This is a genomic window from Mycobacterium sp. NGS35, from assembly GCF_059812855.1.
This window is the reverse complement of sequence record NZ_JCALDL010000005.1, coordinates 238,317-260,233: the sequence shown is the minus strand read 5'-3', so window position 1 is coordinate 260,233 and position 21,917 is coordinate 238,317. Positions and strand designations below refer to the sequence as shown.

Genomic DNA, 21,917 nt, shown 5'->3' with positions numbered 1-21,917 from the left:
GCCGTGTCTTTGCGGTAAGGCGAGGCGACATCACGACCTCTGGCCGTCGAAGCTTGCCGGCGCCGGTATTGTCTGACGTTGTCAGCCGAAGAGTGGTCAAAGCGCGGCCCCGCGACGTGGACGTAAAGGACATGATGTATGCGCGCGCTGCATGACCCGGAACCGGTGCCAGTGGCCAATCCGGCCGACCCTTCCTCACCGTTGTCGGTGTTGTTGGTCGAGGACGACCGGGCCGACGCGTTGCTCGTCGAGGAGTTGATCGCCGACGCCGGCGCAGACATCCGCGTGTCATGGGCGAAATCCATGGCGGATGCCAGTCGGGAGCTTCAACGCACTCGCCCCGATTGCGTGCTGTTGGACCTGAACCTGCCCGATGCCGACGGCATCACCGCGCTGGACCGCATTTGCGAACAGGACGCCACCTTGCCGATCGTCGTGCTCACCGGGCTGATCGACGAACACTTCGGCGTCTCGGCGGTGGCCTCAGGCGCCCAGGACTACCTCGTCAAAGGCCGGGTCGAACCGGAGATGCTGCGACGGTCGCTGCTGTATGCGATCGAGCGCAAGCGCGCCGAGCTGACCGCGGTTGACTTGCACGCCAGCCAGCTTCGCGCCCGGGAGAACGCGCGGCTGGAACGCGGGCTGCTGCCCTCTCCCCTGCTGCTCGACGACCCCGGCGTGAACATCGTCGCCAAATACCGGCCCAGCCGCGAGAACGCGCTACTGGGCGGCGACTTCTACGACTTCGTCCAGACTCCCGACCGCACCGTGCACGTGATGATCGGCGACGTGGCCGGCCACGGGCCCGACGAGGCGGCGCTCGGAGTCGCACTGCGAATCGCTTGGCGCACATTGACATTCACCGGGTTGCGAGGAGCCGACCGGATGCGGCAGTTGGAACGGATCCTGCACGCAGAACGAGCCGGAAAAGGCACCTTTGCGACCGTGTTGAGCTTGGCCATCCCACCCGAGAGCCCGACGATCACCGCGGTGCGCGCCGGTCACCCCGGGATGCTGCTGCATGGCGGCGGAACCGTGGAATGGGTGGAGCCGCCCGGCGGCCCGGCTCTCGGCCTGCATACCGGCGACTGGCAGCCCCAACAGGTCGAACTGCCACCCGGCAAGGGACTTGTGTTGCTGACCGACGGACTCTTCGAAGGCCACTCCGGGGAAGGCAACGAACGTCTCGGCGAGGAGGGACTCCTCGAACTCGCCCGCTCCCTCGCGGCGCTGCCCGGCCCCGAGTTCGTCGAGGCGCTCATCGACGAGGCCGAGCAGCGTGCGCAGGGGCACGGCGGGCTGACCGACGACATTGCGGTGGTACGGGTGGAGCGGACGACCGCGTGACCGCCCCCTCGTCGGTGCCCGGCACGGCGTCCGATATGCCCGCCAGGCGCAGATCCCAGCTCACCGTGCAGACGTGGCAGAACATCGTGCTGTCGGTGATGGGCGTCGTCGTCATCGCGGGCATCGTCGCCGTCGCCCTGTTGCTGCATCGCACCGACCAGGTCTCCAGAGAGCTGATCGACGACATCCAGCCGGCACGGGTGGCCGCCTATCAACTGCAAGCGGCATTGCGCGATCAAGAGACCGCCGTGCGTGGCTATCTGTTGGCCGCTGATCGGCAGTTCCTCGAGCCCTATTACGCGGGACAACGCGCGGAATCCGAGGCAGCCGAAGCTATTCGGCAGGAGGCGGGAAACCGCCCCGAGCTGATCGCCGATCTCGATGCGATCGAACGAGCCTCCGCCGGGTGGCGGGCCCGCTACGCCGAACCGCTCATCGCACAGGTGACACCGGGCACAGCAACGGTGGTCAAAAGTGATGCCGCGGAGCGTGGCAAGGCCGAATTCGACCGCATGCGTGCAATGTTCGCCGCCCAAAACGACCATCTGGGCGCGGTGCGCACGGACGGCGTGCACCAGCTGGACCAGATAAGGGCCTGGCGTGACAGGGTCTTGGTGGTCTTGGTCGCCGCGTTTCTGCTCACGGCGGTACTGCTGGCGGTGTTGATGCGACGGGCGGTGACCCAGCCGTTGGCTGCGCTCGCGGCGGCGTGCCGGCGGATCACCGAGGGCAACTTCGGCGAAAAGATCACTCCCCGTGGCCCTCGAGACATCCGGAGCATCGCGATCGACGTGCAGAACATGCGTCAGCGGATCGTCGACGAACTGGAGGCGTCGCGGGCCGCCCAGGAAGCGCTGGACGAGCAGGCTGTGGAGCTTCGGCGCTCCAACGCAGAGCTCGAGCAATTCGCCTACGTCGCATCGCACGATCTGCAGGAGCCGCTGCGGAAAGTCGCGTCGTTCTGCCAATTGCTGGAGAAGCGCTACGGCGACAAGCTCGACGAGCGCGGCAAGGAATACATCCAATTCGCCGTGGACGGCGCCAAACGGATGCAGGTGCTGATCAACGACCTCTTGACCTTCTCACGCGTGGGCCGTCTCAACGCGCGGCAGACGGACGTCGACCTCAACGCCTCTCTGGACACCGCCCTGGCCAATCTCGCGACCACGATCGAGGAGACGGGTGCGCAGATCGTGCGCCCTTCGGTCCGGCTGCCGCACATCACCGGAGACCCGACGTTGCTCGCGATGCTGTGGCAGAACCTGATCGGCAACGCCGCCAAATTCCGCCGCGAGGGCGTCGCGCCCCGGATCGTCGTCGAATGCGAGCAACGCGACGGCGAATGGCTGTTCAGCGTGACCGACAACGGCATCGGAATCGCTGAAGAGTTCGCCGACAAGGTGTTCGTGATCTTCCAGCGGCTGCATGGCCGTGACGCCTACGCGGGCACCGGCATCGGGCTGGCGCTGTGTAAGAAGATCGTCGAGTACCACGGCGGCGACATCTGGATCGACACGTCCTACACCGCCGGAACGCGCTTCCGCTTCACCCTGCCCACCATGACCGACACCGTGGACCAGATGGCCGCGGCCGCCCCGGAAGGAACATCGCAATGACAACGGCTGGTCGACCCATCGACGTGTTGCTGGTCGAAGACGATCCCGGTGACGAGCTGATCACCCGAGAAGCGTTCGAGCACAACAAGATCAAGAACAATCTTCATGTGGCCCACGATGGTGAAGAAGGTCTCGACTTCCTCTACCGTCGCGGTCCCTACCAGGATGCGCCGCGGCCCGACCTGATCCTGCTCGACTTGAATCTGCCGAAGTACGACGGGCGTCAGCTGCTGGAGCAGATCAAGTCCGACCCTGACCTCAGCCACATCCCCGTCGTCGTACTGACGACGTCGTCGGCCGAAGAGGACATCCTGCGCAGCTACAAGTTGCACGCCAACGCCTACGTCACCAAGCCGGTCGATCTCGACCAATTCATGAACGCGGTGCGCCAGATCGACGAGTTCTTCGTCCAGGTCGTCCGGCTGCCGCAGCGGTGAGGGCTGTCGCGGGAGTCTTTTCTTAGCAAGCAGTTAGACGCTGCTGCTGCTCACCTTAGTTTTCCGCATTAGCGTTGCGGCAAATAACCGCATCGAGAATGGGGTCCGCTGATGACCGCCACGATCATCACGTCGGCGTTCGGCGACACGTCGCCATTCGACAATGCCGCGTTCCAGTGCAACGGCGCGTACATTCGCGCCCACTACCGTCACCTCGCGACGGTGGTGTCGGTCGAGGGTCGCATCGACGCCGCCAATGCCGAAGACGTGTGGGAATACACCCGACGTTTCGTATTGGCCAAAGACCCGCTTGTTCTGGATTTGACCGACGTCAAGGTCTTTGCGGCCGAAGGCATTTCCTTTCTGTCGGCGCTTGCGGCTGACTGCCTTGCGGCCGGTGTGGAATGCACGTTGGTGCCCGGCGACGTGATCGCCGACCCGCGCCGCGATTTCTACGACGAGTCACCGCTTCCGATGGCCGGCTCCGTGCACGAGGCTTTGCACTTCTACGCCGACGCGATTGCAACGCGACGTCAGATGATGCTGCCGCTGATCAAGAAATCGGCGTAGCCACACATCCCCCGGCCTGCGGCAGCCGAGCTGGCCGGCTGCGAAAATGGCTTGGTGCAGACAGCACCCCACATCCAAGGTCGCGTGTGGCGTTCGGGTAAACCCCAGGACGCTTTCGAGTTCGACAAGATCTCCGAATACCTCGACGAGACCGACACACTGGTATGGGCCGACCTCTGCGATCCAGACCATCCCGCGTTGTGTGAGCTGGCGGAGGAACTAGGCCTCAACAGCTGGGCCGTGGAAGACGCCGTAGCGGCCGCGGAGCGGGTGAAAACCACGGTCTACGGCTCGCACACGTTCTTCACCGTCTACGCGGTCCAAGTCGTCGCACGCTCAAACGACCGGCCGCAGATGTTGTCGATGCACCGGATTTCCGCGTTCGTGCTGCCGCAGGGTTTGATCACGGTGCGTTTGACACCCGACTTCGACATGGAGCCGGTGATCCGCCGGTGGGACGAGATCGGTGGCCAGCAATACGGTGTCGGCGCTCTGGTGCACGGATTGCTGGATGTGGTGGTCGACAGCCATTTCGACGCGGTCGAGGCGCTCGACGACTGCATCGAGGGCATCGAGGACGAACTGTTCGACGACAGGGCACGCAAGAGCAACTTCCAGCGCCGGACCTTCCAGATGCGCCGCGATCTGGTCAACCTGCGCCGGGTGGCCCTACCGATGCGGGAGGTGGTCAACTCCATCCAGCATCGGCGTGTCGACGTGCAGGCCGGGCATGAACTCGATCCGCTCTACGCCGACTTGTACGACCACGTCCTGAGAGTGTCGGAATGGACCGAGTCGCTGCGCGACATGATCACGACGATCTTCGAGACGAATCTGTCGCTGCAAGACGCGAGGCTCAACACGATCATGAAGAAGTTGACGGGGTGGGCGGCCATCATCGCGGTGCCTACCGCGATCACCGGTTTCTACGGTCAAAACGTCCCCTACCCCGGCTTTGGTGTGATCTCGGGATTCATTGCCAGCAGCGTGTTGATCGTCGTGCTCATGACGGTGCTGTACGTCATGTTCCGGCGCCGCGACTGGCTGTGAGCTCAGGACGCAGGGAGCGTCGATCTCGCTGAAGGCGGCCCGACGCGTACCCTGTTGCGTTATGGGGTGGACAAAGCCATCGATGGTCGCCGCCGCGCTTATGGCGTGGTGCCTTTCTGCTGGTCTGGCGGGCGCAGACCCGACCGGCCCGCTGCCTGGACCGCCGCCAGGCCCGCTGCCGGGACCTCCGCCAGAGGCCGCCCCGTCGGCAGCCGCGGCACCGCCGGCAGGGGCCGCCCCGTCGGCAGGGGCAGCCGCAGAGGCACCCGCCGGTCCCAAGACAGTAATTAACCACGACGGCAGCTATACCGTCGGAACCGACATCATGCCCGGCAATTACGCATCTGCCGGCCCGGTCGCCAACGGCACCTGCTACTGGAAGCGACTCGGCGCTGATGGCAGCATCATCGACAACGCGTTGAGCAAGAAGCCGCAAGTCGTTCACATCGATCAGGGCGATCAAACCTTCAAGACCAGCGGCTGTCAGGCCTGGCAGCTCACCGACGCGGCACCGCCCGCTGCCGTCCCACCGGCTGTCGCCGGCGCGCAGCTGCAGGGCATCCTCGGCGACATCACTGCCCGCGCTGGTCGGCCACCGGGCAGCTAGACCGAAAGCCCCTGCGGGCGTTGATCTTTCGATCGCCCGTTGCCCGGTCCGCCTGTTCGGGCACAATTGGCGGATGCACACCGACGAGTACGCCCCTGGCCGTCTGGTCGACCTGTACGGCGACGCCGCCCACGGCACCGTCCTGGTCTGGCACGGGATGCAAACCGACGCCCGCGAGGCGGTTCGACCGCTCGCCGAATTGATCGCCGGCCATGGCCTGAAAGTGGTTGTCCCGGACTGGAATTCGCATGCCGACGATGGTGGGCGCGCCGATCTGCTGGGATCTGTCGCCTTTTTGCGTCAACGTGTTCACGATGCAGAACCCGTGGCGCTCGTCGGCTGGTCGATGGGCGGGGCTGCCGCGGCGGGATTCACGCTGCACGCCGATGACTTCGGCGTGTCCCTCGCCCATACGGTCTGCCTGGCCGGTGCCTTCATGGCCGCCGACCCGATCTCCGGCAAGCAGCCCGGCACCGACCTGCGTGCCGGCCGGCATCGGACGCCGTTCACGCTGCTGCACGGCGACGCCGACGACGTGGTGCCCGTGCAGGCGAGCCGGGACTTCGCGGCGACGCTGCGGCAGCACCAGTGGCCGGTCGAGCTCGTCGAGCTGCCTACCGACCACGCCGCGATTGCCGGCGCGCGGTATGACCCCGTCGCCGACCGCTATGGCCCTGCCGACGACACCGAAACGATGGCGGTCGCCGGCGGCGTCGCTGCACGGATTGCAGCGGTGCTCGGGCGTTGAGTGCGCAGCTCCCGCGGCCGGACGCGGACCTGCCGCACCTGGCCGACGTGAATCCGTCGGTGTTGGCCGCAATGGGTGCGAGCGGCTTTGAAGGCCGAATCCCGCTGCGAGGCAACATTTCTGGCGCGTGCGTGCTGCTCATCGACGGTCTCGGCGCCGAACTCCTGAACGCGTACACGGCCGATGCGCCGGTGCTGGCAGAGATGCGAGGGCCGACGCTGCAGGTGGGGTTCCCGTCCACCACGGTGGCCGGACTCGCCGCGCTGGGCACCGGTTGCCGGTCCGGCGAGCACGGCATGGTTGGCCTGTCGTTCCGGTTGCCCGGTACCGGGATGATGAGCGCGCTGCGGTGGCGCGGCCACCCGGGGGGCGGTGACCTTCGCGCCGACGCGCCGCCCGAGCAGGTGCAGCCGATGCCGACGACGTTCGAGCGGGCGGCATCGGCGGGCGTCGACGTGCGCGTGATATCCGGCGCGGATTTCACCGACTCGGGGTTGACCCGCGCAGTGCTGCGCGGCGGCCGCTACGTCGGTGTCCTGGCCATAGGCGATCTCGTCGCCCGCGTGCGTGAGGCGGTCGCCGGTGGCGGGTTCTGCTACGGCTACCACGGACACCTCGACCTGGTCGGACATCTGTACGGTCCCGGCTCGGAAGCGTGGCGGATGCAGTTGCGGCAGGTGGACCGGCTCGTCGAATCGGTGGTCGAGGCCTTGCCGCCCGGCGGGCTGCTCGCGGTCGTCGCCGACCACGGCATGGTGACTGTCGAGCACTCCGACGTCGTCGACGCCGACACCTGCCCACCCCTGCTCGACGGAGTGCAGGCCATCGGCGGGGAGCCGCGGGCCCGGCACGTTTACGTCGAGGACGGCGCCGCCGACTCTGTGCTGGCTGCGTGGCGGGAGACGCTCGCGGAGAAGGCCTGGGTGGTGTCGCGGGACGAGGCAATCGCCGCGGGCTGGTTCGGTGCGCGAGTTACCGACGCGGTCCGCCCGCGTATCGGCGATGTGGTGGCCGCGGCGCGCGGCTCGGCGGCCGTAGTCCGGCGTACGGCCGAGCCTGCCGAGTCGGCGCTGATCGGCCAGCACGGCTCACTGACCGCCGCCGAGCAGCGCGTTCCGCTGTTGCTGGCCTACGGCTGAGTCCTGCGGTTACCGCAGAACCATTTCGATCGCCTGTGCTGTCAGCGGGTCCACGATGCACGTGAAGTGGTTGGCCTGCGGAGTCTCGACGACGCGCACCGCAGGGTTCGCCGCCCGCAGCGCGTCGACCGCGTTGTCTCCGACGATGAGCGCACCGTTGAGTGGCTTCTTCGCACGCACCAGCACGGTCGGCATCGTGAGGGCGCGCCAGTGCTCCGTCCAGTCGCGCGGCCACGGCTGGTAGAGATCCTCCTCGGCCGCGGCGCGCGACGTCGACGGACTCCACGAGCCATCGTCGCGTTGCTGGAGTTCGTAGGTGTAATAGCTGTCCCAGAACGGCGACCACGGCTCGATCACCCCGGCCCCGCGAATGGCGTCCACGTACGCCTGCGGCGTCGGCACCACCGCATCGAGGCGTCCCAGGCCTGACCGGATCGGGGCCAGCGCCGCCGGATCCGTCGGCCCGGCGTGGTCGATCAGCGTCACGCTGCGCAACCGGCTGCGGTCGTGTAAGGCCACCCGCATCGAGATCAGCGCGCCGAGCGACCAGCCGGCGATGTCGAATTCACCGACGCCGAGCGCACCGGCGACCGCCAGGACATCACGGGCGTGGCTTTCCAGTCCGTAGGTGCCCGGCGGCGTGATCTCACTGCGCCCCCGGCCGCGCAGGTCGATGGCGACGACCTGCCGGTGCGGGCCGGCCAGCCGCTCCGCCAGCCAGTCGAACGCGGTCAGGTTGGCGGACAGGCCGTGGATGCAGAGCAGCAGCGGTGCGTCTTCGGCACCCCATCGGCGGGCCCGGATACGCCCGGAGGGCAGGCTCAGGTCGAAGTCCACCCGGCGGACTCTACGCCGCAACGCGCCCCGGTAACGTTTCCACACATGACCGCTACGCCGATTCAGGACATCCCCCTCACGACTATCGACGGCGAGTCAATCTCGCTGTCGCAGTTCGCAGATCGCGCGGTGCTGGTGGTGAACGTGGCCTCCAAGTGCGGCCTGACGCCGCAGTACAGCGCGCTGCAGAAGCTGGCCAGCGACTACGCCGATCGGGGCCTGACCGTGCTTGGCGTGCCGTGCAATCAATTCATGGGTCAGGAACCGGGCAGCGCTGAAGAAATCAAGACGTTCTGTTCCACCACCTACGGCGTGACGTTCCCGCTGCTGGAGAAGACCGACGTGAACGGCGAGCATCGCCATCCGCTGTACGCCGAGCTGACGAAGACCCCGGATGCCGACGGCACCGCCGGCGACGTCCAGTGGAACTTCGAGAAGTTCCTGCTCGCCCCGGGCGGGCGCGTGGTCAACCGGTTCCGGCCGCGCACCGAGCCGGACGCTCCCGAAGTGATCGCCGCCATCGAGGCAGTCCTGCCGGGGTAGCACCCAGCGCATGCGACACTCGGGGCATGGTTGTCGCAATCGCTCGGCCCAAGCTCGAAGGCAACATCGCCGTCGGTGAAGATCGCCAGATCGGATTCGCCGAGTTCGGTGCCGCGCAAGGACGTGCGATCTTCTGGCTGCACGGCACACCGGGCGCGCGCCGGCAAATACCCACCGAAGCCAGGGTCTTCGCGGAGCGCGAGAACATCCGGCTGATCGGCCTCGACCGGCCGGGCATCGGGTCGTCGACGCCCTATCAGTACGAGACCGTCGCCCAGTTCGCCGACGACATGCGCACGATCGCCGACACGCTCGGCATCGACAAGATGGCCGTCGTCGGTCTTTCCGGCGGTGGCCCGTACACGCTGGCGTGCGCCGCCGCGATGCCGGAGCGCGTCGTGGTCGCCGGTGTGGTCGGCGGTGTCGCGCCGACGACTGGGCCGGATCGGATCGGCGGCGGCCTGATGGCCCTGGGCTCCCGCGTCGCTCCGCTGCTGGAGGTGGCGGGTGGCCCGGTCCGGTTGACCGCAAGCGCGCTGATTCGGCTGATCCGCCCCGTCGCGGGGCCGGCGGCCGATATCTACGGCCTGATGTCGCCGCCCGCGGACAGGCGGCTGCTGGCCCGGCCCGAGATCAAGGCGATGTTCCTCGACGACCTGCTCAACGGCAGCCGCAAACAGCTCGCCGCGCCGTTCTACGACATCGTCGTGTTCGCCCGCGACTGGGGATTCCGGCTGGAGGAGGTCAAGGTTCCCGTGCGCTGGTGGCACGGCGACGCCGACCACATCATCCCGTTCTCGCACGGGCAGCACGTGGTGAGCCGGCTGCCCGACGCCGAGTTCTATCCGATGCCGGGCGAGAGCCACCTCGGCGGCCTAGGCCGCGCTGAAGAAATTCTGCGCACGATGCTCGAGGTGTGGGACCGCGACCAATCCAGCCTCACCCACCTGTCGCGGACCTGACCGGCGAGCGGTCGAGCAGCGCACGGCGCAGCAGATGCATCGCGACGGTGGTCGATCGTTCGCGGACGTCTGAGCGGTTGCCCGGTAGTCGAAGGGTCCGCGTGACCGTAGGGCCGTCCGCCAGCATCACGCTGAAACACACTGTGCCAACGGGCTTTTCCGGGGATCCCCCGCCCGGTCCGGCGATCCCGGTGATCGCGATCGCGGTGTCGGCGCCGAAGCGTCGCAGCGCACCTTGCGCCATCGCGTGCGCCACGGGCTCCGACACTGCGCCGTGCTTCTCGATCAGCCTGGGGTCAACCCCGAGCACGTCGGCCTTGGCCTCGTTCGCGTAGGCCACCACCCCGCCCGCCACGTAGTCCGAGGACCCGGCGCGCTCGGTCAGCCGGGCAGCCATCAGGCCTGCCGTGCATGATTCCGCCGTCGCGATCCGGCGCCCGGTGAGCAGCTCGGCCACCTGGTCGTCCACCTGAGAGCCGTCTTCGGAGAAGATCTCGCGGCCGTGGCGGCTTCTCAACACCTCCATCAGCTCGCTGTACACCGACGAGGCGTCAGGCTCGTAGCGGGTGACCATCTCGATTTCGCCGCGCCGCAGGCAGGTGGTGATCTCCAGCCTGTCGAAACCGGCCACCGTGTGTTCGGCCTCGCGCAGGGTCTCGGCAAGTGCCGACTCGGGCAGCCCGAACATCCGCACGGTTTCCTGCCGGTACACCGTCCGGCCGGCCAGTGCGTGCTGAACCGCTTCTGTCGCAATGGCTTTGGGCCACATGGGCTGAAGCTCGCGCGGCGGGCCGGGCAGCACCACGATCGTCGGCGTGCCGGGGACCACCACGCCGGGCGCCGTTCCCACCGGGTCGATCACGTGCGATCCGGCGGGTATCAGGGCCTGCTTGCGGTTCGCGGCTCGGACCGCCTCGAGGTCGACATTGTCCAACCGCGCCATCAGCCGCTTGAGGATGTCAGTGATCTTTTGCTCCAGCGCTTCGTCGAGCACCAGCTCCCGGCCGCAGAAGCGGGCCACCGTCGCGACGGTCATGTCGTCGGCCGTGGGACCCAGTCCCCCGCTGGTGACGATCAGGTCCACCCGCTCGTCGGCGAGAAAGCGCAGCTGCGCCTCGATGTCGGCAGCGCGGTCACCGCAGATGGTGATGTGGGCAAGCTCGACGCCCAATTCCAGCAGCCGGTCGGCGATCCACGGCCCGTTGCGGTCCTGCACCCGGCCGGTCAGAACCTCGGTGCCCGTGACGACGATTCCTGCGCGAGCGGTCACCGGACAAACGTACCTGCGCGACAATCGGGCAATGATCGTGGCTGTCGCAGCGCAATCAGTGGGCGTTGCGTCAGCCGTACAGGTCTTCGAATCGCTGTATCGAGCGCTCGATGTCACCTTTGACCGCGCGCGCCGCCGCCGCCCCGATCGGTCCGAACAACGGCTTCCCGCCGAGGTCGATCCTCACCTTGAACGAACACCCCGACGGGGTTTCAGACACGGTCATGGTCAACGCATACTTGGTGCCGCCCACGCCGTTGCCGGTGATTTCGAGCAAGGCGGGCGGCTCGATCTTCTGTATCGTCCACGTGACGCGGTTGCGCAATCCCTTGGCGCGGGCGACGCCGACGACTGTGGTGCCGACAGTGAGTTCGTCCGGCAACTCGCTGCGCCAGCCCTCGTGCATCACCAGCCAGTCGCCGAGTTCGGAGAGGTTCGACGCGTGTTCCCACGCCTGCTGCGGGGTCAGCGACAACTCCCGGGATAACTCGAGTTTGGCCACCTCGGGATGCTACCGGGATAGCCTGTGGCGGTGACGCGGGCACCAGGGCTGTACCGGGTTGCCCGCAGCCGCACCGATCGGCGATCTGCACAATGACGGTCGCCGAGCGTCGCGAACGGACACTGTTCGGTCACCCGATCGGGCTGGCCAACCTGTTCGGAGTCGAACTGTGGGAACGTTTTTCGTTCTACGGCATGCTCACGATCCTGGGCTACTACCTGTACTACTCGGTGACCGTCGGCGGGTTGGGGCTGCCGAAAGACACAGCGACGGGGATCGTCGGCGCCTACGGCGGACTGGTGTATCTGTCGACGGTTTTCGGCGGCTGGATCGCCGATCGGCTGCTCGGAATGGAACGCACGGTGTTCTACGGCGGCGTCGTGGTGATGGCCGGACACATCGCACTCGCGGTTGTGCCCGGATTAGCCGGTGTCGCAACGGGATTGATTTTGGTGGCGTTCGGTTCTGGTGCGCTGAAGGCCAACGCGTCGTCACTGTTGGGCACGCTCTACGAGAAAGGCGACGCCCGCGGCGACGGCGGTTTCACGCTGTTCTATCTTGGGGTCAACCTCGGTGCGTTCGTCGGGCCGTTGATGACTGGCCTTCTGCAGACTCACGTCGGCTTTCATTACGGCTTCGGGGCCGCTGCCGTGGGGATGGCGGCGGGCCTCACGCAGTATCTGGTGTTTCGCCGCAATCTGGGCAGTCACGGCCGGGACGTACCGAACCCTATGCGACGCAGCGCAATTGGCCCCCTGATCGGGATTGTCGGTGCCGCGGGGGCAGCACTGGCGGTGGCGCTGCTGACCGGGCTGGTGCGGTTGTCGAACCTGTCCCAAGTGACCACCGGGGTGATCGTCGCGGCGTCGGCGGCATATTTCGTGACGATGCTGACGAGCTCGCGCGTCGGACCGACCGAGCGCTCGCGGGTCCGGGCTTTCATTCCGCTGTTCGTGGCCAACGTGGTGTTCTGGTCGCTGTTCCAACAGATCTTCACCGTGTTGGCGGTGTATTCCGACGAGCGGATCAACTGGTCGATCTTCGGCTGGACCGCGCCGTCGAATTGGATCGGCTCGATCGAACCCGTGTGGGTGATCGTGCTGTCGCCCGTTTTCGCGGCCATTTGGACCCGGGTGGGCACCCGCGCGCCCAGCACCCCGCGCAAATTCGCCTACGGCGTGATCGGGATGGGGTTGGCGTTCTTGCTGTTTCTCGTGCCGGCCGGCTCGTCGGGCAAGGCTGTCCCGGCCCTTCTGATAATGGCGATCATGGCGGTGTTCGCGGTATCAGAGCTGCTGATTTCGCCGATCGGCCTTTCCGTCACGACAAAGCTTGCGCCGCAAGCATTCCGAGCACAAATGATGGCGCTGTTCTTCCTTTCCGTCGGCATGGGCACGTCGATGTCCGGGGTGCTGGCGCGCTACTACAGCTCCGAGCACGAATTCGCTTACTTCGGGATCATCGGGGCGGTCGCCGTGGCGGCCGGCGCGGCGGTCTTCGCGATGACACCGTGGCTGAGCCGCCGCATGCAAGGTGTGCATTGAGCTGTTCCTGCGCTGCAGACGTGCACGGTCACACCGGTATTCGGCGTTGCCGGTCGGATACCGGCCACACATACGGCAGGTCCGACGCGACGTCGCCGAAGAAGCGCCGGTAGTGCGCGGGATCCTTGCGCAGCAGCGCCGACTGGTGGCTTCGGTGGAATGCCGGATCGCCGAGCCAGGGCGGCAGCTCGCCGGCAGCGCGCAGATGGTCCTGACTGCGAACCGCCGAAAGACCGGTCGCCTCCCGCAAATCGGCTGCAAGAGTGGCCGCACATGTGTCGCCATGACCACGCTGGCACCAGACGTCGCAGATTGTCAGGCCGTAGCGCACCAGCGCCTCTTCGTAGCCCGCCCACATCGCCGCGGCCGGATGACGACGCCACCCATATCCCGGCACTGTCAGCGCGCGCAGCACCTGGATCGTTTCGACGCGCTGCTTACCCAGCCGTCGCTGGTCGAGCACATGCGCGGTGTCGCCGAAACCGGGATATGGCAGGAACGTCTGCACCGGTCGCGGATACCCGGGCCTTCAGCACGTCACACCGGCGTGCGCTGGCCGAGCTCATCGATCGGACGGCGGAGCGAACGTGATCACCAGCACGTCGCGCTGCGCGGGCTGGCCCGGGTCGGTCGGGCGAATCGGCGTGACACCGTGGACCGTACGGCGATCGTCGCCCAGAAGCAGCGTGCCGGGTTGCGAAAGGGTGGTCGTCAGAAGGTGATTGCCGTCGGCGTCGTAGACCGAGCTTTGGCCGCCGACCGCGTTGCGCCGGCAGATGAGCAATGACGTCACCAGGGTCACGCCGTCACGGTGCAAGCCCTCGGGCGTCGGCTGACCTGCGTCGTCCGTCGTCGCGAGCACCCGGAACGGCGTCACTTTCGCGCTCCACTCGCAACGGTCTTCGAGGGTATTTGCGAACTCCCGCAACATGTCCAGCACCGCGTGCAGCAGCGGATCCTTCGCGAATGCGTCGGTCAGCGGCTCGAACCACCGGGCGTGGTCGACGTAGAGCGGGTTGGAGCCTTCGGGCTGCACGAAAGTGCTGTGACTCAGCAGCTCGGCGGCGCCGTCACGAAACGTGAAGTGGCCGTAACGCCGGAGCCGCTGGGTGCCGAGTTCGGCCGCATAGGGGTCGGGCGCGAGTTCGTCCCAATGCCGGCCGAACGCGGCCCATGCCCCGTCGTCGGCGTCGAGGCGTGCGTTCACCTCCGCTGGCGTCATCAACGCCACGCCCGTCGAGGTGAGGTCGGTCATGGCGCAGTGATACCTGCCTGGCGATGCGGTTAAACGCTTACCACAGGCGCCGTGACCGTGCACACCTGTACAGCGCTCGCCGGCGTGTCGGCGTGCAAACGCGCACGTTCGCGGGGCAAGGGGGGCGGTTCAGAACTGTTTGTGCGGCACGTCGGCGACCAGGCCGCCGTCCATGACGAACTCGGCGCCCGTGGCGAACGACGACTCGTCGGAGGCCAGGAAGACGACGAACGTCGCCACCTCCTCCGGGGTACCGGGCCGGCCCAGCGGGGCTTGCACCATGTCGTCGGGCAGATGCTTGGTCATCGGCGTGCGGATGAACCCGGGATGGATCGAGTTCACGCGAATCTTCTGCGGGGCCAGCTCGAGCGCCGCGGACTTGGTCAGCCCGCGTACTCCCCACTTCGACGCGACGTAGCCGTGCACCCAGGGTGCGCCGCGCAGGCCCTCGATCGAGGAGATGTTGATGATCGAGCCGCCACCGGCGTTTTCCATCGGCTCGACGACGGCTTGCATGCCCAGGAACGTGCCGGTGAGGTTGACGTCGAGCACCTGCTGCCACTTCTTGAGATCGTGGGTCTTGAGCGGGCCCAGCGCGACCGTGCCCGCGTTGTTGACGAGCACGTTGAGCTTGCCGAACTCGTCGACGGCCGTGGCCACCGCAGCCTTCCACTGTTCGGGGTCGGTGACGTCGAGGTGGACGTAGCGTGCTGCATCGCCGAGCTCGTCGGCCAGCGCCTTGCCTTCGTCGTCGAGGATGTCGCCGATCACGACCTTGGCGCCTTCGCCCACCAGCATCCGTGCGTGCGTCGCGCCCATGCCCCGCGCGCCGCCACTGATCAGTGCAACCTTGTCGTCCACGCGTCCCATGACGCGTCACGGTACCTCAGGAAATAGAACCTGTTGCAATTCGGTCGGAGAACACCGCCTTGCCCGTGACGAGCGGCAGGTCCAGCGTCGTCCTGATGCCGGGCGGTGCGGCGACGACCGCGGGGATCGCGTTCACGATTCGGCCCGCCGCGGCGACGATCGCGGCGTGGTTGTGGTCGCCGCGCGTGCTCGACGGACAGATGTCGACTTTGTAGGAGGGCTCGCCGGCAATCTCCACCCGGTAGGAGCCGCCGGGCTGCGCGGGCTGCGGCCAGTCCGGCCGCAGGTCTTCGCGTAGCCGGGTGACGTGTTCGACGACGATTGCCGGTCGCCCGCCGACGATCCCGCGGATTTCGAAGCGCAGCGCGGCGACCGTGCCCTTGGCGATGTGCCCCGCCGCGACGTCGAACGCCTCAGGCGCCGGCTCCCGGATGCACGTATCGGTGATCTCGTCGATCTCGACGCCCAGACCCGCGGCCAGCTGACGGATGCCGCAGCCCCACGCCATGGACAGCACGCCGGGCTGGAACAGGATCGGGACGTCGTCGAGCGGTTTGCCGAAACCCATCACGTCGAACATGACGATGGCGCCGTCGTAGGTGGCGTAGTCGGCGATCTCCATGCAGCGCACCTGCTCGATGCGCTGGCAGGTCTGGGCGAACGCAAGCGGGATGAGGTCGGTGACGAATCCCGGGTCGACGCCGTTGATGAACAAGCTCGAATTGTTGTGCAGCGCAGCGTCTTCCAGTGGCTTGATGTACTGATCCGGCATCACCTGCCACGGGTACTGCATCACCACCGGCGCCGAGCCGACGACGTTGATCCCGGCCGCGAGGATGCGTCGCACGTCCTCCATCGCCTGCGGCAGTCGGTTGTCGCCCATTGCGCAGTACACCGCGCAGTCCGGCTTGGCGGCGAGCACCGCGTCGAGGTCGGTGGTCGCCGTGATGCCGGTGGCGGCGTCCAGGCCGGCCAGTTCACCGGCGTCCTTACCGACCTTCGCGTCCGATGACACCCACAGCCCGGTCAGTTCCAGCGCAGGATTGGTGAGGATCCCGGTGAGCGCCAGACGACCGATGTTTCCGGTTCCGATGTGTGCGACGCGGATGGCCATGCCCGGCACCGTAACAAGCCGACAGCGGCTACCGTGCTAGTAGTGGATGTTCGGTTGTCAGACCCGGTCGCGGAGATCGCCGCAGGGCTTCACGGCCCGCGCGTCGGTGCGTTCTTCGACCTCGACGGGACTCTTGTCTCCGGTTTCACGGCGACCGTTCACGCCAGTGATCGCATCCGGCGCGGCCAGGCCCGGATCGGTGAAGTGCTGGGGATCCTCGAGGCGTCGCTGCGATACCGATTCGGCCGGATGCAGTTCGAGCGCTTGCTCGTCCGGGCGGCGGGTTACCTGCGCGGTGAACTGCTCGACGAGCTCGACCAACTCGGCGAGCAGCTGTTCGCCCGCCACGTCGCCGCACGGGTCTACCCGCATATGCGCGACATCGTTGCGGCGCACCAAGATCGCGGCCACACCGTGGTGATGAGTTCGTCGGCCCTGACCATCCACGCCCTGCCGGTCGCGCGGTATCTGGGCATCACGTCGGTGGTATGCAACCACTTCGAAGTCGACGAGCGCGGCGCGCTGACGGGCGGAATCGTCAGGCCGGTGGTGTGGGGCGAGCAGAAGGCCGCCGCGGTGCAGCAGCTGTGCGACGCGAAAGGTATTGAGCTGCAACACAGTTACTTCTACGCCGACGGCGACGAGGACATTGCGCTGATGTCGCTGGTGGGACACCCCCGCCCGGTCAATCCACGGCCCCGGCTCGCCGCGACGGCGGCGCAGCGTGGATGGCCGGTGCTGCGTGTCACCGGCGCCGAGGGACGCTCGCGCGCGCGGTCCCTGCGCGCGGTGGCCAGCCTCGGCTGGGCGGCGCTGATGCGGTACGCCGTCAGCGCCACCACGCGCAGGCAGTGAGAGCGGCCGGCACGCGTCCCGGGCTCTAGTCTCGAGCGTGTGACGAATACGCTTGATGATCCCAAGGTCGCGCACGCCCTCGACCGCATGTACCGCGAGGCCGCCCAGCAGTCGGAGATGTTGCGCCAACGACACGCCGAATGGCAGCAGTTGGCAGCGGCGAGCCCCCAGCAGCGCGCTGACGCGCTCAGCGAGATCTACATGCCCGTGACACCCGAGGCGGGACGGTTGCTCTATGCGCTGGTGCGTGCCTCGCGGCCCGGCACCGTCGTCGAATTCGGTATGTCCCTGGGCATTTCCGCGATCCATCTGGCTTCGGCGGTGCGCGACAACGGCCACGGGCGCGTCGTCACCACCGAACTCAGTGCCGCAAAGGTGGCCGCCGCCAAGAGGACGTTCGCCGAGACGGGATTGGACGAGGTGATCACCGTCCTCGAAGGTGATGCGCTGGCAACGCTGCGCACGCTGACGGGGTCGGTGGAGTTCGTGTTGCTCGACGGGTGGAAAGAGATGTACCTGCCGGTGCTCGAACTCCTCGAACCACTCTTGACGCCTGGAGCGTTGGTTGTCGCCGACAACACCGACATGGCCGACACCAAGCCGTATCTGAATTACGTGCGCGATCCCGCCCACGGTTACGTGAGCGTCGGCTTCCGTGCCCGCGACGTCGACAGCATGGAAATCAGCTGTCGCGCAACCACTTAGCGGCTAGGCGAACCGCGCGGGGCGCCGCTGCGCCCACGGAGCGGCGAGCTCGAGCTGGCGAGCCAGCCGCAGCAACAGCCGCTCTCCGCCCAGCGGTGCCACGAACTGCACCCCCAGTGGCAGCCCCGCACTCGTCCAGTACAGCGGCAGGCTGATGGCCGGGCGGCCGGTGATGTTGGCCAGCTGCGTGTACGGGACCCAGCCCAAGTTGCGCTGGATGATCTGGTCGGCGATGCCGGTCATCTGCAGAACCCGCACGGTTCTGGTGCGCAGTAGTGCGTCGGCCATCGTGCGCAGTACGGCGGGCAGATCCAGGGCGCCGATGCGGATCGGCGGCTCGCCCAGGGTTGGCGTCATCAGCAGATCGTGGGTGTCGTGCAGCTGCGCCAGACCGGCGATGTGCTGGTGGCGGCGCTCCTGTGCCTGCTGCAGATCGACGCTGCTGACCGCGCGACCGAGGGCGGCCATCACCCGGGTGTCTTGTTCGAAGCCGTCATCGCCGGCACCGGTGTCGCGTTTGATCCGGGCCACCTCGATCGCCTGGTTGACGAACCAGACGGTCAAGAAGTCGCGGGCGAGCTGGCCGTCATCCCACGTGGGCCGGACCTCTTCGACGTGGTGTCCGAGCTCAGTGAGCAGATTCGCCGCGCTCTCCACGGCGCGCACGGCTTCCGGGTGGGCCGAGCCGCGGATCACCGAGTGGGTGGTGAAACCGACTCGCAGCGGCTCAGGCGGGCGATCGAGGTCGTCGAGGAACGGGCGCTCGGGGATGGCCGGCGCGAAGGCCGACACCGCGTCGGGGCCGGCCAGCACGTCGAGCATCGCGGCGGTGTCGCGCACCGACCGTGAGATCACCCCGTGGGTGGCCTGTCCGTTGAGCGGATCGCTGGCATTGGGGCCGTGCGGGATCAGCCCGCGACCGGCTTTCAGGCCTACCAGCCCGGTACACGCGGCGGGAATGCGGATCGAGCCGCCGCCGTCGCTGGCGCCGGCTACCGGGACGATGCCCGCGGCGACCGCTGCCGCGGACCCGCCCGACGAGCCGCCCGGGGTGCGGTCCAGGTCCCACGGGTTGCGGGTCGGGCCGAACAGTTCGGCCTCGGTGACCCCCTTCGCGCCGAACTCCGGGGTTGTGGTCTTGCCGAAGACAAGAAGCCCCGCGTCGAGCCAGCGCTGCACCACCGTGCTGGTGTCGAACACCGTGCGGTTGGCCAGCGCTCGGCAGCCGTCCGTCGTTGTCGTGCCGGCGAGGTCTTGGCGCAGGTCTTTGATCAGGAACGGCACGCCGGCGAACGGACCGTGCAGCGGTCCGCTCGCGCGCTGCTGCGCCCGCTGATCCAGGCGCGTGCAGATGGCGTTGATCTTCGGGTTGAACCGGTCTGCCCGCGCTCGGGCAACCTCCAGGAGCTCCCCCGGCTGGATGTCACCGGCCGCGACCAGTGACGCCAGACCCAACCCGTCGAGCTGCGTGTACTCTCGCTCCTCCACGGTGGCGAACCTAGCGCAAACGCACTGCACGCCCGCCACATTGGCGGGCGTGCAGTGTGCCGATCAGGGCAGAGCCGAGAAGGGGTTGAGGTTCGGCGGCAGCGCAGGCGCCCCCGGCGCCGGTGCGGGCGCCGCGGCGGGTGCGCCGGGGTTGGCGCCCAGGTTCGGCATCCCGAGCCCGTTCAGGTTGCCGGGCAGGCCGAGCTGGTTGAGCAGCGGCGCCACCGGAAGGTTGGCCGGCATGTTGAGCTGGCCCTGCGGCACGGTGCCGACAAGCGAATTCATGGGCGCCGAGATCGGCGCCGCCGGCTGCTGCGGCAGAGTGAGCGACGCGCTGGCGGTCGGCGCTCCCGGCGTGGGGGCGGAGGCCGGTTGGCTGATGCTCGGCTGGCTGGTGGCCGGCTTCGGGGACAGCATCGACGCCGCGCTCTGCAGGAACTGTGATGCCATCGCCGGGGCGTTGGCGAGCTGCGACATCATGTCGATCCCGGGAACTCCGGGTGCTGCCGGAGCCGGATCGGCCGCGGCGGTTGGACTGAACGCAACGAACGCCGCGAGGAATCCTCCGGCTGCTGCTGCGATGGTGGCGGTGCGAGTGCCGATCCGTGCCATGTGTTTTCCCTATTCCGGTTGATGTCAAGACCTGACCCCGAAGCTAGGTGTGTTACTGATGGTGCTCAAGTGACACTTGTGACCATTACCGAACCGATATGAGGCCGACGCGCGGCGGTTATGGGATCGGTCCGCTGACCTGGTGACGCGCCCACGACGGCCCTGGTGCGCCCTACTGGCGACATGCGGAGAGCCGGGTACTAAACTAGAACACGTTTCAGTTCGCCGGCCGCGGCCAAAGGAGCAGGTAATGCACACCGCCATCTGTGACGAGTTGGGCATCGAATTTCCGATATTCGCATTCACGCACTGTCGCGACGTGGTCGTCGCGGTGAGCAAAGCGGGCGGCTTCGGCGTGCTGGGTGCCGTCGGCTTCACGCCTGAACAGCTCGAGATCGAGCTCAACTGGATCGACGAGCACATCGGCGATCACAGCTACGGCGTCGACATCGTGATCCCCAACAAGTACGAGGGGATGGATGCCAACCTGTCGGCCGAAGAGCTCACCAAGATGCTGCAGTCGATGGTGCCCCAGGAGCACATCGACTTCGCGAAGAAGATTCTCAAGGACCACGGGGTGCCGACCGACCACAGCGACGAGGACGCGCTGCGGCTGCTGGGCTGGACCGAGGCCACCGCGACGCCCCAGGTCGAGGTCGCGCTGCGGCACCCGAAGATGACGTTGATCGCCAACGCGCTCGGCACTCCCCCCGTCGACATGATCAAGCACATCCACGACGAGGGGCGCAAGGTCGCCGCGCTGTGCGGCTCGCCGTCGCAGGCCCGCAAGCACGCCGACGCGGGCGTCGACATCATCATCGCGCAAGGCGGCGAGGCCGGTGGCCACTGCGGCGAGATCGGCTCGATCGTGCTGTGGCCGCAGGTGGTCAAGGAGGTTGCGCCGCTTCCGGTGCTCGCGGCCGGCGGCATCGGAAGCGGCCAGCAGATCGCGGCCGCACTGGCATTGGGCGCGCAGGGCGCGTGGACCGGTTCGCAGTGGCTGATGGTGGAGGAAGCCGAGAACACGCCCGTGCAACAGGCCGCCTACGCGAAGGCCACCAGCCGCGACACCGTCCGCAGCCGCTCGTTCACCGGTAAGCCGGCCCGGATGTTGCGCAACGACTGGACCGAGGCGTGGGAGAAGCCGGAGAACCCCAAACCGCTCGGCATGCCGTTGCAGTTCATGGTGTCCGGCATGGCCGTCGCCGCCACCCACAAGTACCCCAACGAGACCGTAGACGTCGCATTCAACCCAGTCGGGCAGGTTGTCGGGCAGTTCACGAAGGTCGAGAAGACCTCGGCGGTCATCGAGCGGTGGGTGCGGGAATACCTCGAGGCGACGAACCGGCTCAACGAGCTCAACGAGGCAGCGGCAGTCTGAGTTACTCATCCGATTCGATTGCACTGCAACGACTTTCGCCGCATCGTCTCGAAAGAGCTCTGCCCGCGGGCTGATCCCGATATACTCCGGCTTCCGGTGTGGTGGCGGGTGAGGAGTTGCGATGGCGTGGTGGAACCGCTCATGGAAAACTGCCGTCGCCGCCGTGCTGGGCGCCGCAGCGATTCCGGGCGTGATCGTGGTCAGCTCTCCCGCAGTCGCGGGAGCCGACGTCTGTGCCAGCGTGGGACGGCGAGTCTCGGTCAGCGGGTGCGCCAACATCGCTGACACCGTTGCGGACTTCGTCCCGCCGCCGTCGTACTACGCGCCGATGCCCGAGGACGAACCGCCGCCTGACTACGCCGCTCCACCTCCGCCTCCCCCGCCGCCCGCACCGGACGTCAACGTGTGCGCGAACGTCGGGCGCCGGATCAGCGTGAGCGGCTGCGTCTGAGACCGGCACCAACT

At 67.3% G+C, this 21,917-nt stretch carries 24 protein-coding genes; 15 read left to right on the top strand and 9 right to left on the bottom strand.

What is annotated here, in order from left to right; genetic code table 11:
- The first annotated feature begins 138 nt into the window (after positions 1 to 138).
- The 8 genes from AC5Y4C_RS11620 (at position 139) to AC5Y4C_RS11585 (ending at position 7,514) form a co-directional block, all read left to right on the top strand.
- A complete protein-coding gene (locus tag AC5Y4C_RS11620) occupies positions 139 to 1,347 on the top strand; it encodes a PP2C family protein-serine/threonine phosphatase (RefSeq protein ID WP_499962754.1) in 1,209 nt (402 codons plus the stop codon).
- A 35-nt stretch (positions 1,348 to 1,382) separates the two neighbouring features.
- Positions 1,383 to 2,963, top strand: coding sequence for a sensor histidine kinase (locus tag AC5Y4C_RS11615; RefSeq protein ID WP_499962990.1), 1,581 nt, complete (start codon positions 1,383 to 1,385; stop codon positions 2,961 to 2,963).
- Positions 2,960 to 3,400, top strand: a complete 441-nt coding sequence (locus tag AC5Y4C_RS11610) for a response regulator (protein ID WP_499908230.1) — start codon at positions 2,960 to 2,962, stop codon at positions 3,398 to 3,400. Before AC5Y4C_RS11615 ends, AC5Y4C_RS11610 begins: the two co-directional genes overlap by 4 nt.
- 111 nt (positions 3,401 to 3,511) lie before the next feature.
- The gene (locus AC5Y4C_RS11605; protein WP_499908234.1) at positions 3,512 to 3,970 is read left to right on the top strand and encodes an STAS domain-containing protein; all 459 of its coding nucleotides are present in this window, start codon (positions 3,512 to 3,514) and stop codon (positions 3,968 to 3,970) included.
- 54 nt (positions 3,971 to 4,024) lie between these two features.
- Positions 4,025 to 5,020, top strand: a complete 996-nt coding sequence (locus AC5Y4C_RS11600; protein WP_499908237.1) for a magnesium transporter CorA family protein — start codon at positions 4,025 to 4,027, stop codon at positions 5,018 to 5,020.
- Positions 5,021 to 5,081: 61 nt separating this feature from the next.
- The gene (locus AC5Y4C_RS11595; RefSeq protein ID WP_499962756.1) at positions 5,082 to 5,627 is read left to right on the top strand and encodes an Rv1352/Rv1906c domain-containing protein; all 546 of its coding nucleotides are present in this window, start codon (positions 5,082 to 5,084) and stop codon (positions 5,625 to 5,627) included.
- 73 nt (positions 5,628 to 5,700) lie between these two features.
- Positions 5,701 to 6,375 (top strand): alpha/beta hydrolase family protein, encoded by a 675-nt coding sequence (locus AC5Y4C_RS11590; RefSeq protein WP_499908241.1) that lies wholly within the window; start codon positions 5,701 to 5,703, stop codon positions 6,373 to 6,375.
- The gene (locus tag AC5Y4C_RS11585; protein WP_499962758.1) at positions 6,372 to 7,514 is read left to right on the top strand and encodes an alkaline phosphatase family protein; all 1,143 of its coding nucleotides are present in this window, start codon (positions 6,372 to 6,374) and stop codon (positions 7,512 to 7,514) included. The genes AC5Y4C_RS11590 and AC5Y4C_RS11585 overlap by 4 nt, the downstream gene beginning before the upstream one ends.
- A gap of 9 nt (positions 7,515 to 7,523) precedes the next feature.
- Here the strand turns inward: AC5Y4C_RS11585 and AC5Y4C_RS11580 are convergent, their stop codons facing one another.
- Positions 7,524 to 8,351: an alpha/beta fold hydrolase gene (locus AC5Y4C_RS11580; protein WP_499962759.1), complete on the bottom strand. Its 828-nt coding sequence runs from the start codon at positions 8,349 to 8,351 to the stop codon at positions 7,524 to 7,526.
- Positions 8,352 to 8,396: 45 nt separating this feature from the next.
- On the opposite strand from AC5Y4C_RS11580, the gene AC5Y4C_RS11575 reads away from it, so the two are divergent.
- Positions 8,397 to 8,894 (top strand): glutathione peroxidase, encoded by a 498-nt coding sequence (locus tag AC5Y4C_RS11575; RefSeq protein ID WP_499908249.1) that lies wholly within the window; start codon positions 8,397 to 8,399, stop codon positions 8,892 to 8,894.
- Between the two features lie 26 nt (positions 8,895 to 8,920).
- Entirely contained in the window at positions 8,921 to 9,856 is a 936-nt protein-coding gene (locus AC5Y4C_RS11570; RefSeq protein ID WP_499908252.1) for an alpha/beta fold hydrolase, read from the top strand.
- Here AC5Y4C_RS11570 and AC5Y4C_RS11565 read toward each other — a convergent pair.
- Together AC5Y4C_RS11565 and AC5Y4C_RS11560 are read right to left on the bottom strand one after the other, a co-directional pair.
- Positions 9,834 to 11,126 (bottom strand): competence/damage-inducible protein A, encoded by a 1,293-nt coding sequence (locus tag AC5Y4C_RS11565; protein WP_499962761.1) that lies wholly within the window; start codon positions 11,124 to 11,126, stop codon positions 9,834 to 9,836. The two genes, AC5Y4C_RS11570 and AC5Y4C_RS11565, sit on opposite strands and share 23 nt — an antisense overlap.
- Before the next feature lie 70 nt (positions 11,127 to 11,196).
- Positions 11,197 to 11,628 (bottom strand): type II toxin-antitoxin system Rv0910 family toxin, encoded by a 432-nt coding sequence (locus AC5Y4C_RS11560; RefSeq protein ID WP_499908256.1) that lies wholly within the window; start codon positions 11,626 to 11,628, stop codon positions 11,197 to 11,199.
- A gap of 92 nt (positions 11,629 to 11,720) precedes the next feature.
- Between AC5Y4C_RS11560 and AC5Y4C_RS11555 the strand changes: the two genes are divergently transcribed.
- Positions 11,721 to 13,172 carry a peptide MFS transporter gene (locus AC5Y4C_RS11555; RefSeq protein ID WP_499962763.1) on the top strand — a complete coding sequence of 484 codons (1,452 nt, stop codon included), beginning with the start codon at positions 11,721 to 11,723 and terminating at the stop codon, positions 13,170 to 13,172.
- A gap of 28 nt (positions 13,173 to 13,200) precedes the next feature.
- On the opposite strand, the gene AC5Y4C_RS11550 is transcribed toward AC5Y4C_RS11555, so the two are convergent.
- The 4 genes from AC5Y4C_RS11550 to AC5Y4C_RS11535 all read right to left on the bottom strand — a co-directional run bounded on the left by AC5Y4C_RS11550 (position 13,201) and on the right by AC5Y4C_RS11535 (position 16,411).
- A complete protein-coding gene (locus AC5Y4C_RS11550) occupies positions 13,201 to 13,680 on the bottom strand; it encodes an MSMEG_6728 family protein (protein ID WP_499962765.1) in 480 nt (159 codons plus the stop codon).
- A 54-nt stretch (positions 13,681 to 13,734) separates the two neighbouring features.
- Positions 13,735 to 14,427: a 2OG-Fe dioxygenase family protein gene (locus AC5Y4C_RS11545; RefSeq protein ID WP_499908263.1), complete on the bottom strand. Its 693-nt coding sequence runs from the start codon at positions 14,425 to 14,427 to the stop codon at positions 13,735 to 13,737.
- Between the two features lie 129 nt (positions 14,428 to 14,556).
- On the bottom strand, positions 14,557 to 15,297 hold the full coding sequence (locus AC5Y4C_RS11540; RefSeq protein ID WP_499908265.1) for a glucose 1-dehydrogenase: 741 nt from the start codon (positions 15,295 to 15,297) through the stop codon (positions 14,557 to 14,559).
- Between the two features lie 16 nt (positions 15,298 to 15,313).
- Positions 15,314 to 16,411, bottom strand: a complete 1,098-nt coding sequence (locus tag AC5Y4C_RS11535) for an NAD(P)H-dependent amine dehydrogenase family protein (RefSeq protein WP_499962767.1) — start codon at positions 16,409 to 16,411, stop codon at positions 15,314 to 15,316.
- Positions 16,412 to 16,453: 42 nt separating this feature from the next.
- Between AC5Y4C_RS11535 and AC5Y4C_RS11530 the strand changes: the two genes are divergently transcribed.
- Entirely contained in the window at positions 16,454 to 17,266 is an 813-nt protein-coding gene (locus AC5Y4C_RS11530) for an HAD family hydrolase (protein ID WP_499962769.1), read from the top strand.
- A gap of 39 nt (positions 17,267 to 17,305) precedes the next feature.
- Complete coding sequence (locus AC5Y4C_RS11525) at positions 17,306 to 17,971, top strand: O-methyltransferase (RefSeq protein WP_499962771.1); 666 nt, start codon at positions 17,306 to 17,308, stop codon at positions 17,969 to 17,971.
- A 3-nt stretch (positions 17,972 to 17,974) separates the two neighbouring features.
- On the opposite strand, the gene AC5Y4C_RS11520 is transcribed toward AC5Y4C_RS11525, so the two are convergent.
- Both AC5Y4C_RS11520 and AC5Y4C_RS11515 read right to left on the bottom strand, forming a co-directional pair.
- Complete coding sequence (locus tag AC5Y4C_RS11520; RefSeq protein ID WP_499962773.1) at positions 17,975 to 19,459, bottom strand: amidase; 1,485 nt, start codon at positions 19,457 to 19,459, stop codon at positions 17,975 to 17,977.
- A 63-nt stretch (positions 19,460 to 19,522) separates the two neighbouring features.
- Positions 19,523 to 20,071: a hypothetical protein gene (locus AC5Y4C_RS11515; RefSeq protein ID WP_499908279.1), complete on the bottom strand. Its 549-nt coding sequence runs from the start codon at positions 20,069 to 20,071 to the stop codon at positions 19,523 to 19,525.
- A 250-nt stretch (positions 20,072 to 20,321) separates the two neighbouring features.
- Here AC5Y4C_RS11515 and AC5Y4C_RS11510 point away from each other — a divergent pair, with 250 nt between their 5' ends.
- Together AC5Y4C_RS11510 and AC5Y4C_RS11505 are read left to right on the top strand one after the other, a co-directional pair.
- A complete protein-coding gene (locus tag AC5Y4C_RS11510) occupies positions 20,322 to 21,452 on the top strand; it encodes a nitronate monooxygenase (RefSeq protein WP_499962775.1) in 1,131 nt (376 codons plus the stop codon).
- A gap of 121 nt (positions 21,453 to 21,573) precedes the next feature.
- Positions 21,574 to 21,903, top strand: coding sequence for a hypothetical protein (locus tag AC5Y4C_RS11505; RefSeq protein ID WP_499962777.1), 330 nt, complete (start codon positions 21,574 to 21,576; stop codon positions 21,901 to 21,903).
- The last annotated feature ends 14 nt before the right edge of the window (positions 21,904 to 21,917 follow it).

What these genes read in the sequence shown, in the direction of transcription:
- AC5Y4C_RS11620 (WP_499962754.1), top strand. Translation starts at nt 139, where the DNA reads ATGCGCGCGCTGCATGACCCGGAACCGGTGCCAGTGGCCAATCCGGCC.
- AC5Y4C_RS11615 (WP_499962990.1), top strand. Translation starts at nt 1,383, where the DNA reads ATGCCCGCCAGGCGCAGATCCCAGCTCACCGTGCAGACGTGGCAGAAC.
- AC5Y4C_RS11610 (WP_499908230.1), top strand. Translation starts at nt 2,960, where the DNA reads ATGACAACGGCTGGTCGACCCATCGACGTGTTGCTGGTCGAAGACGAT.
- AC5Y4C_RS11605 (WP_499908234.1), top strand. Translation starts at nt 3,512, where the DNA reads ATGACCGCCACGATCATCACGTCGGCGTTCGGCGACACGTCGCCATTC.
- AC5Y4C_RS11595 (WP_499962756.1), top strand. Translation starts at nt 5,082, where the DNA reads ATGGGGTGGACAAAGCCATCGATGGTCGCCGCCGCGCTTATGGCGTGG.
- AC5Y4C_RS11590 (WP_499908241.1), top strand. Translation starts at nt 5,701, where the DNA reads ATGCACACCGACGAGTACGCCCCTGGCCGTCTGGTCGACCTGTACGGC.
- AC5Y4C_RS11575 (WP_499908249.1), top strand. Translation starts at nt 8,397, where the DNA reads ATGACCGCTACGCCGATTCAGGACATCCCCCTCACGACTATCGACGGC.
- AC5Y4C_RS11570 (WP_499908252.1), top strand. Translation starts at nt 8,921, where the DNA reads ATGGTTGTCGCAATCGCTCGGCCCAAGCTCGAAGGCAACATCGCCGTC.
- AC5Y4C_RS11555 (WP_499962763.1), top strand. Translation starts at nt 11,721, where the DNA reads ATGACGGTCGCCGAGCGTCGCGAACGGACACTGTTCGGTCACCCGATC.
- AC5Y4C_RS11545 (WP_499908263.1), bottom strand. Translation starts at nt 14,427, where the DNA reads ATGACCGACCTCACCTCGACGGGCGTGGCGTTGATGACGCCAGCGGAG.
- AC5Y4C_RS11540 (WP_499908265.1), bottom strand. Translation starts at nt 15,297, where the DNA reads ATGGGACGCGTGGACGACAAGGTTGCACTGATCAGTGGCGGCGCGCGG.
- AC5Y4C_RS11535 (WP_499962767.1), bottom strand. Translation starts at nt 16,411, where the DNA reads ATGGCCATCCGCGTCGCACACATCGGAACCGGAAACATCGGTCGTCTG.
- AC5Y4C_RS11515 (WP_499908279.1), bottom strand. Translation starts at nt 20,071, where the DNA reads ATGGCACGGATCGGCACTCGCACCGCCACCATCGCAGCAGCAGCCGGA.
- AC5Y4C_RS11510 (WP_499962775.1), top strand. Translation starts at nt 20,322, where the DNA reads ATGCACACCGCCATCTGTGACGAGTTGGGCATCGAATTTCCGATATTC.
- AC5Y4C_RS11505 (WP_499962777.1), top strand. Translation starts at nt 21,574, where the DNA reads ATGGCGTGGTGGAACCGCTCATGGAAAACTGCCGTCGCCGCCGTGCTG.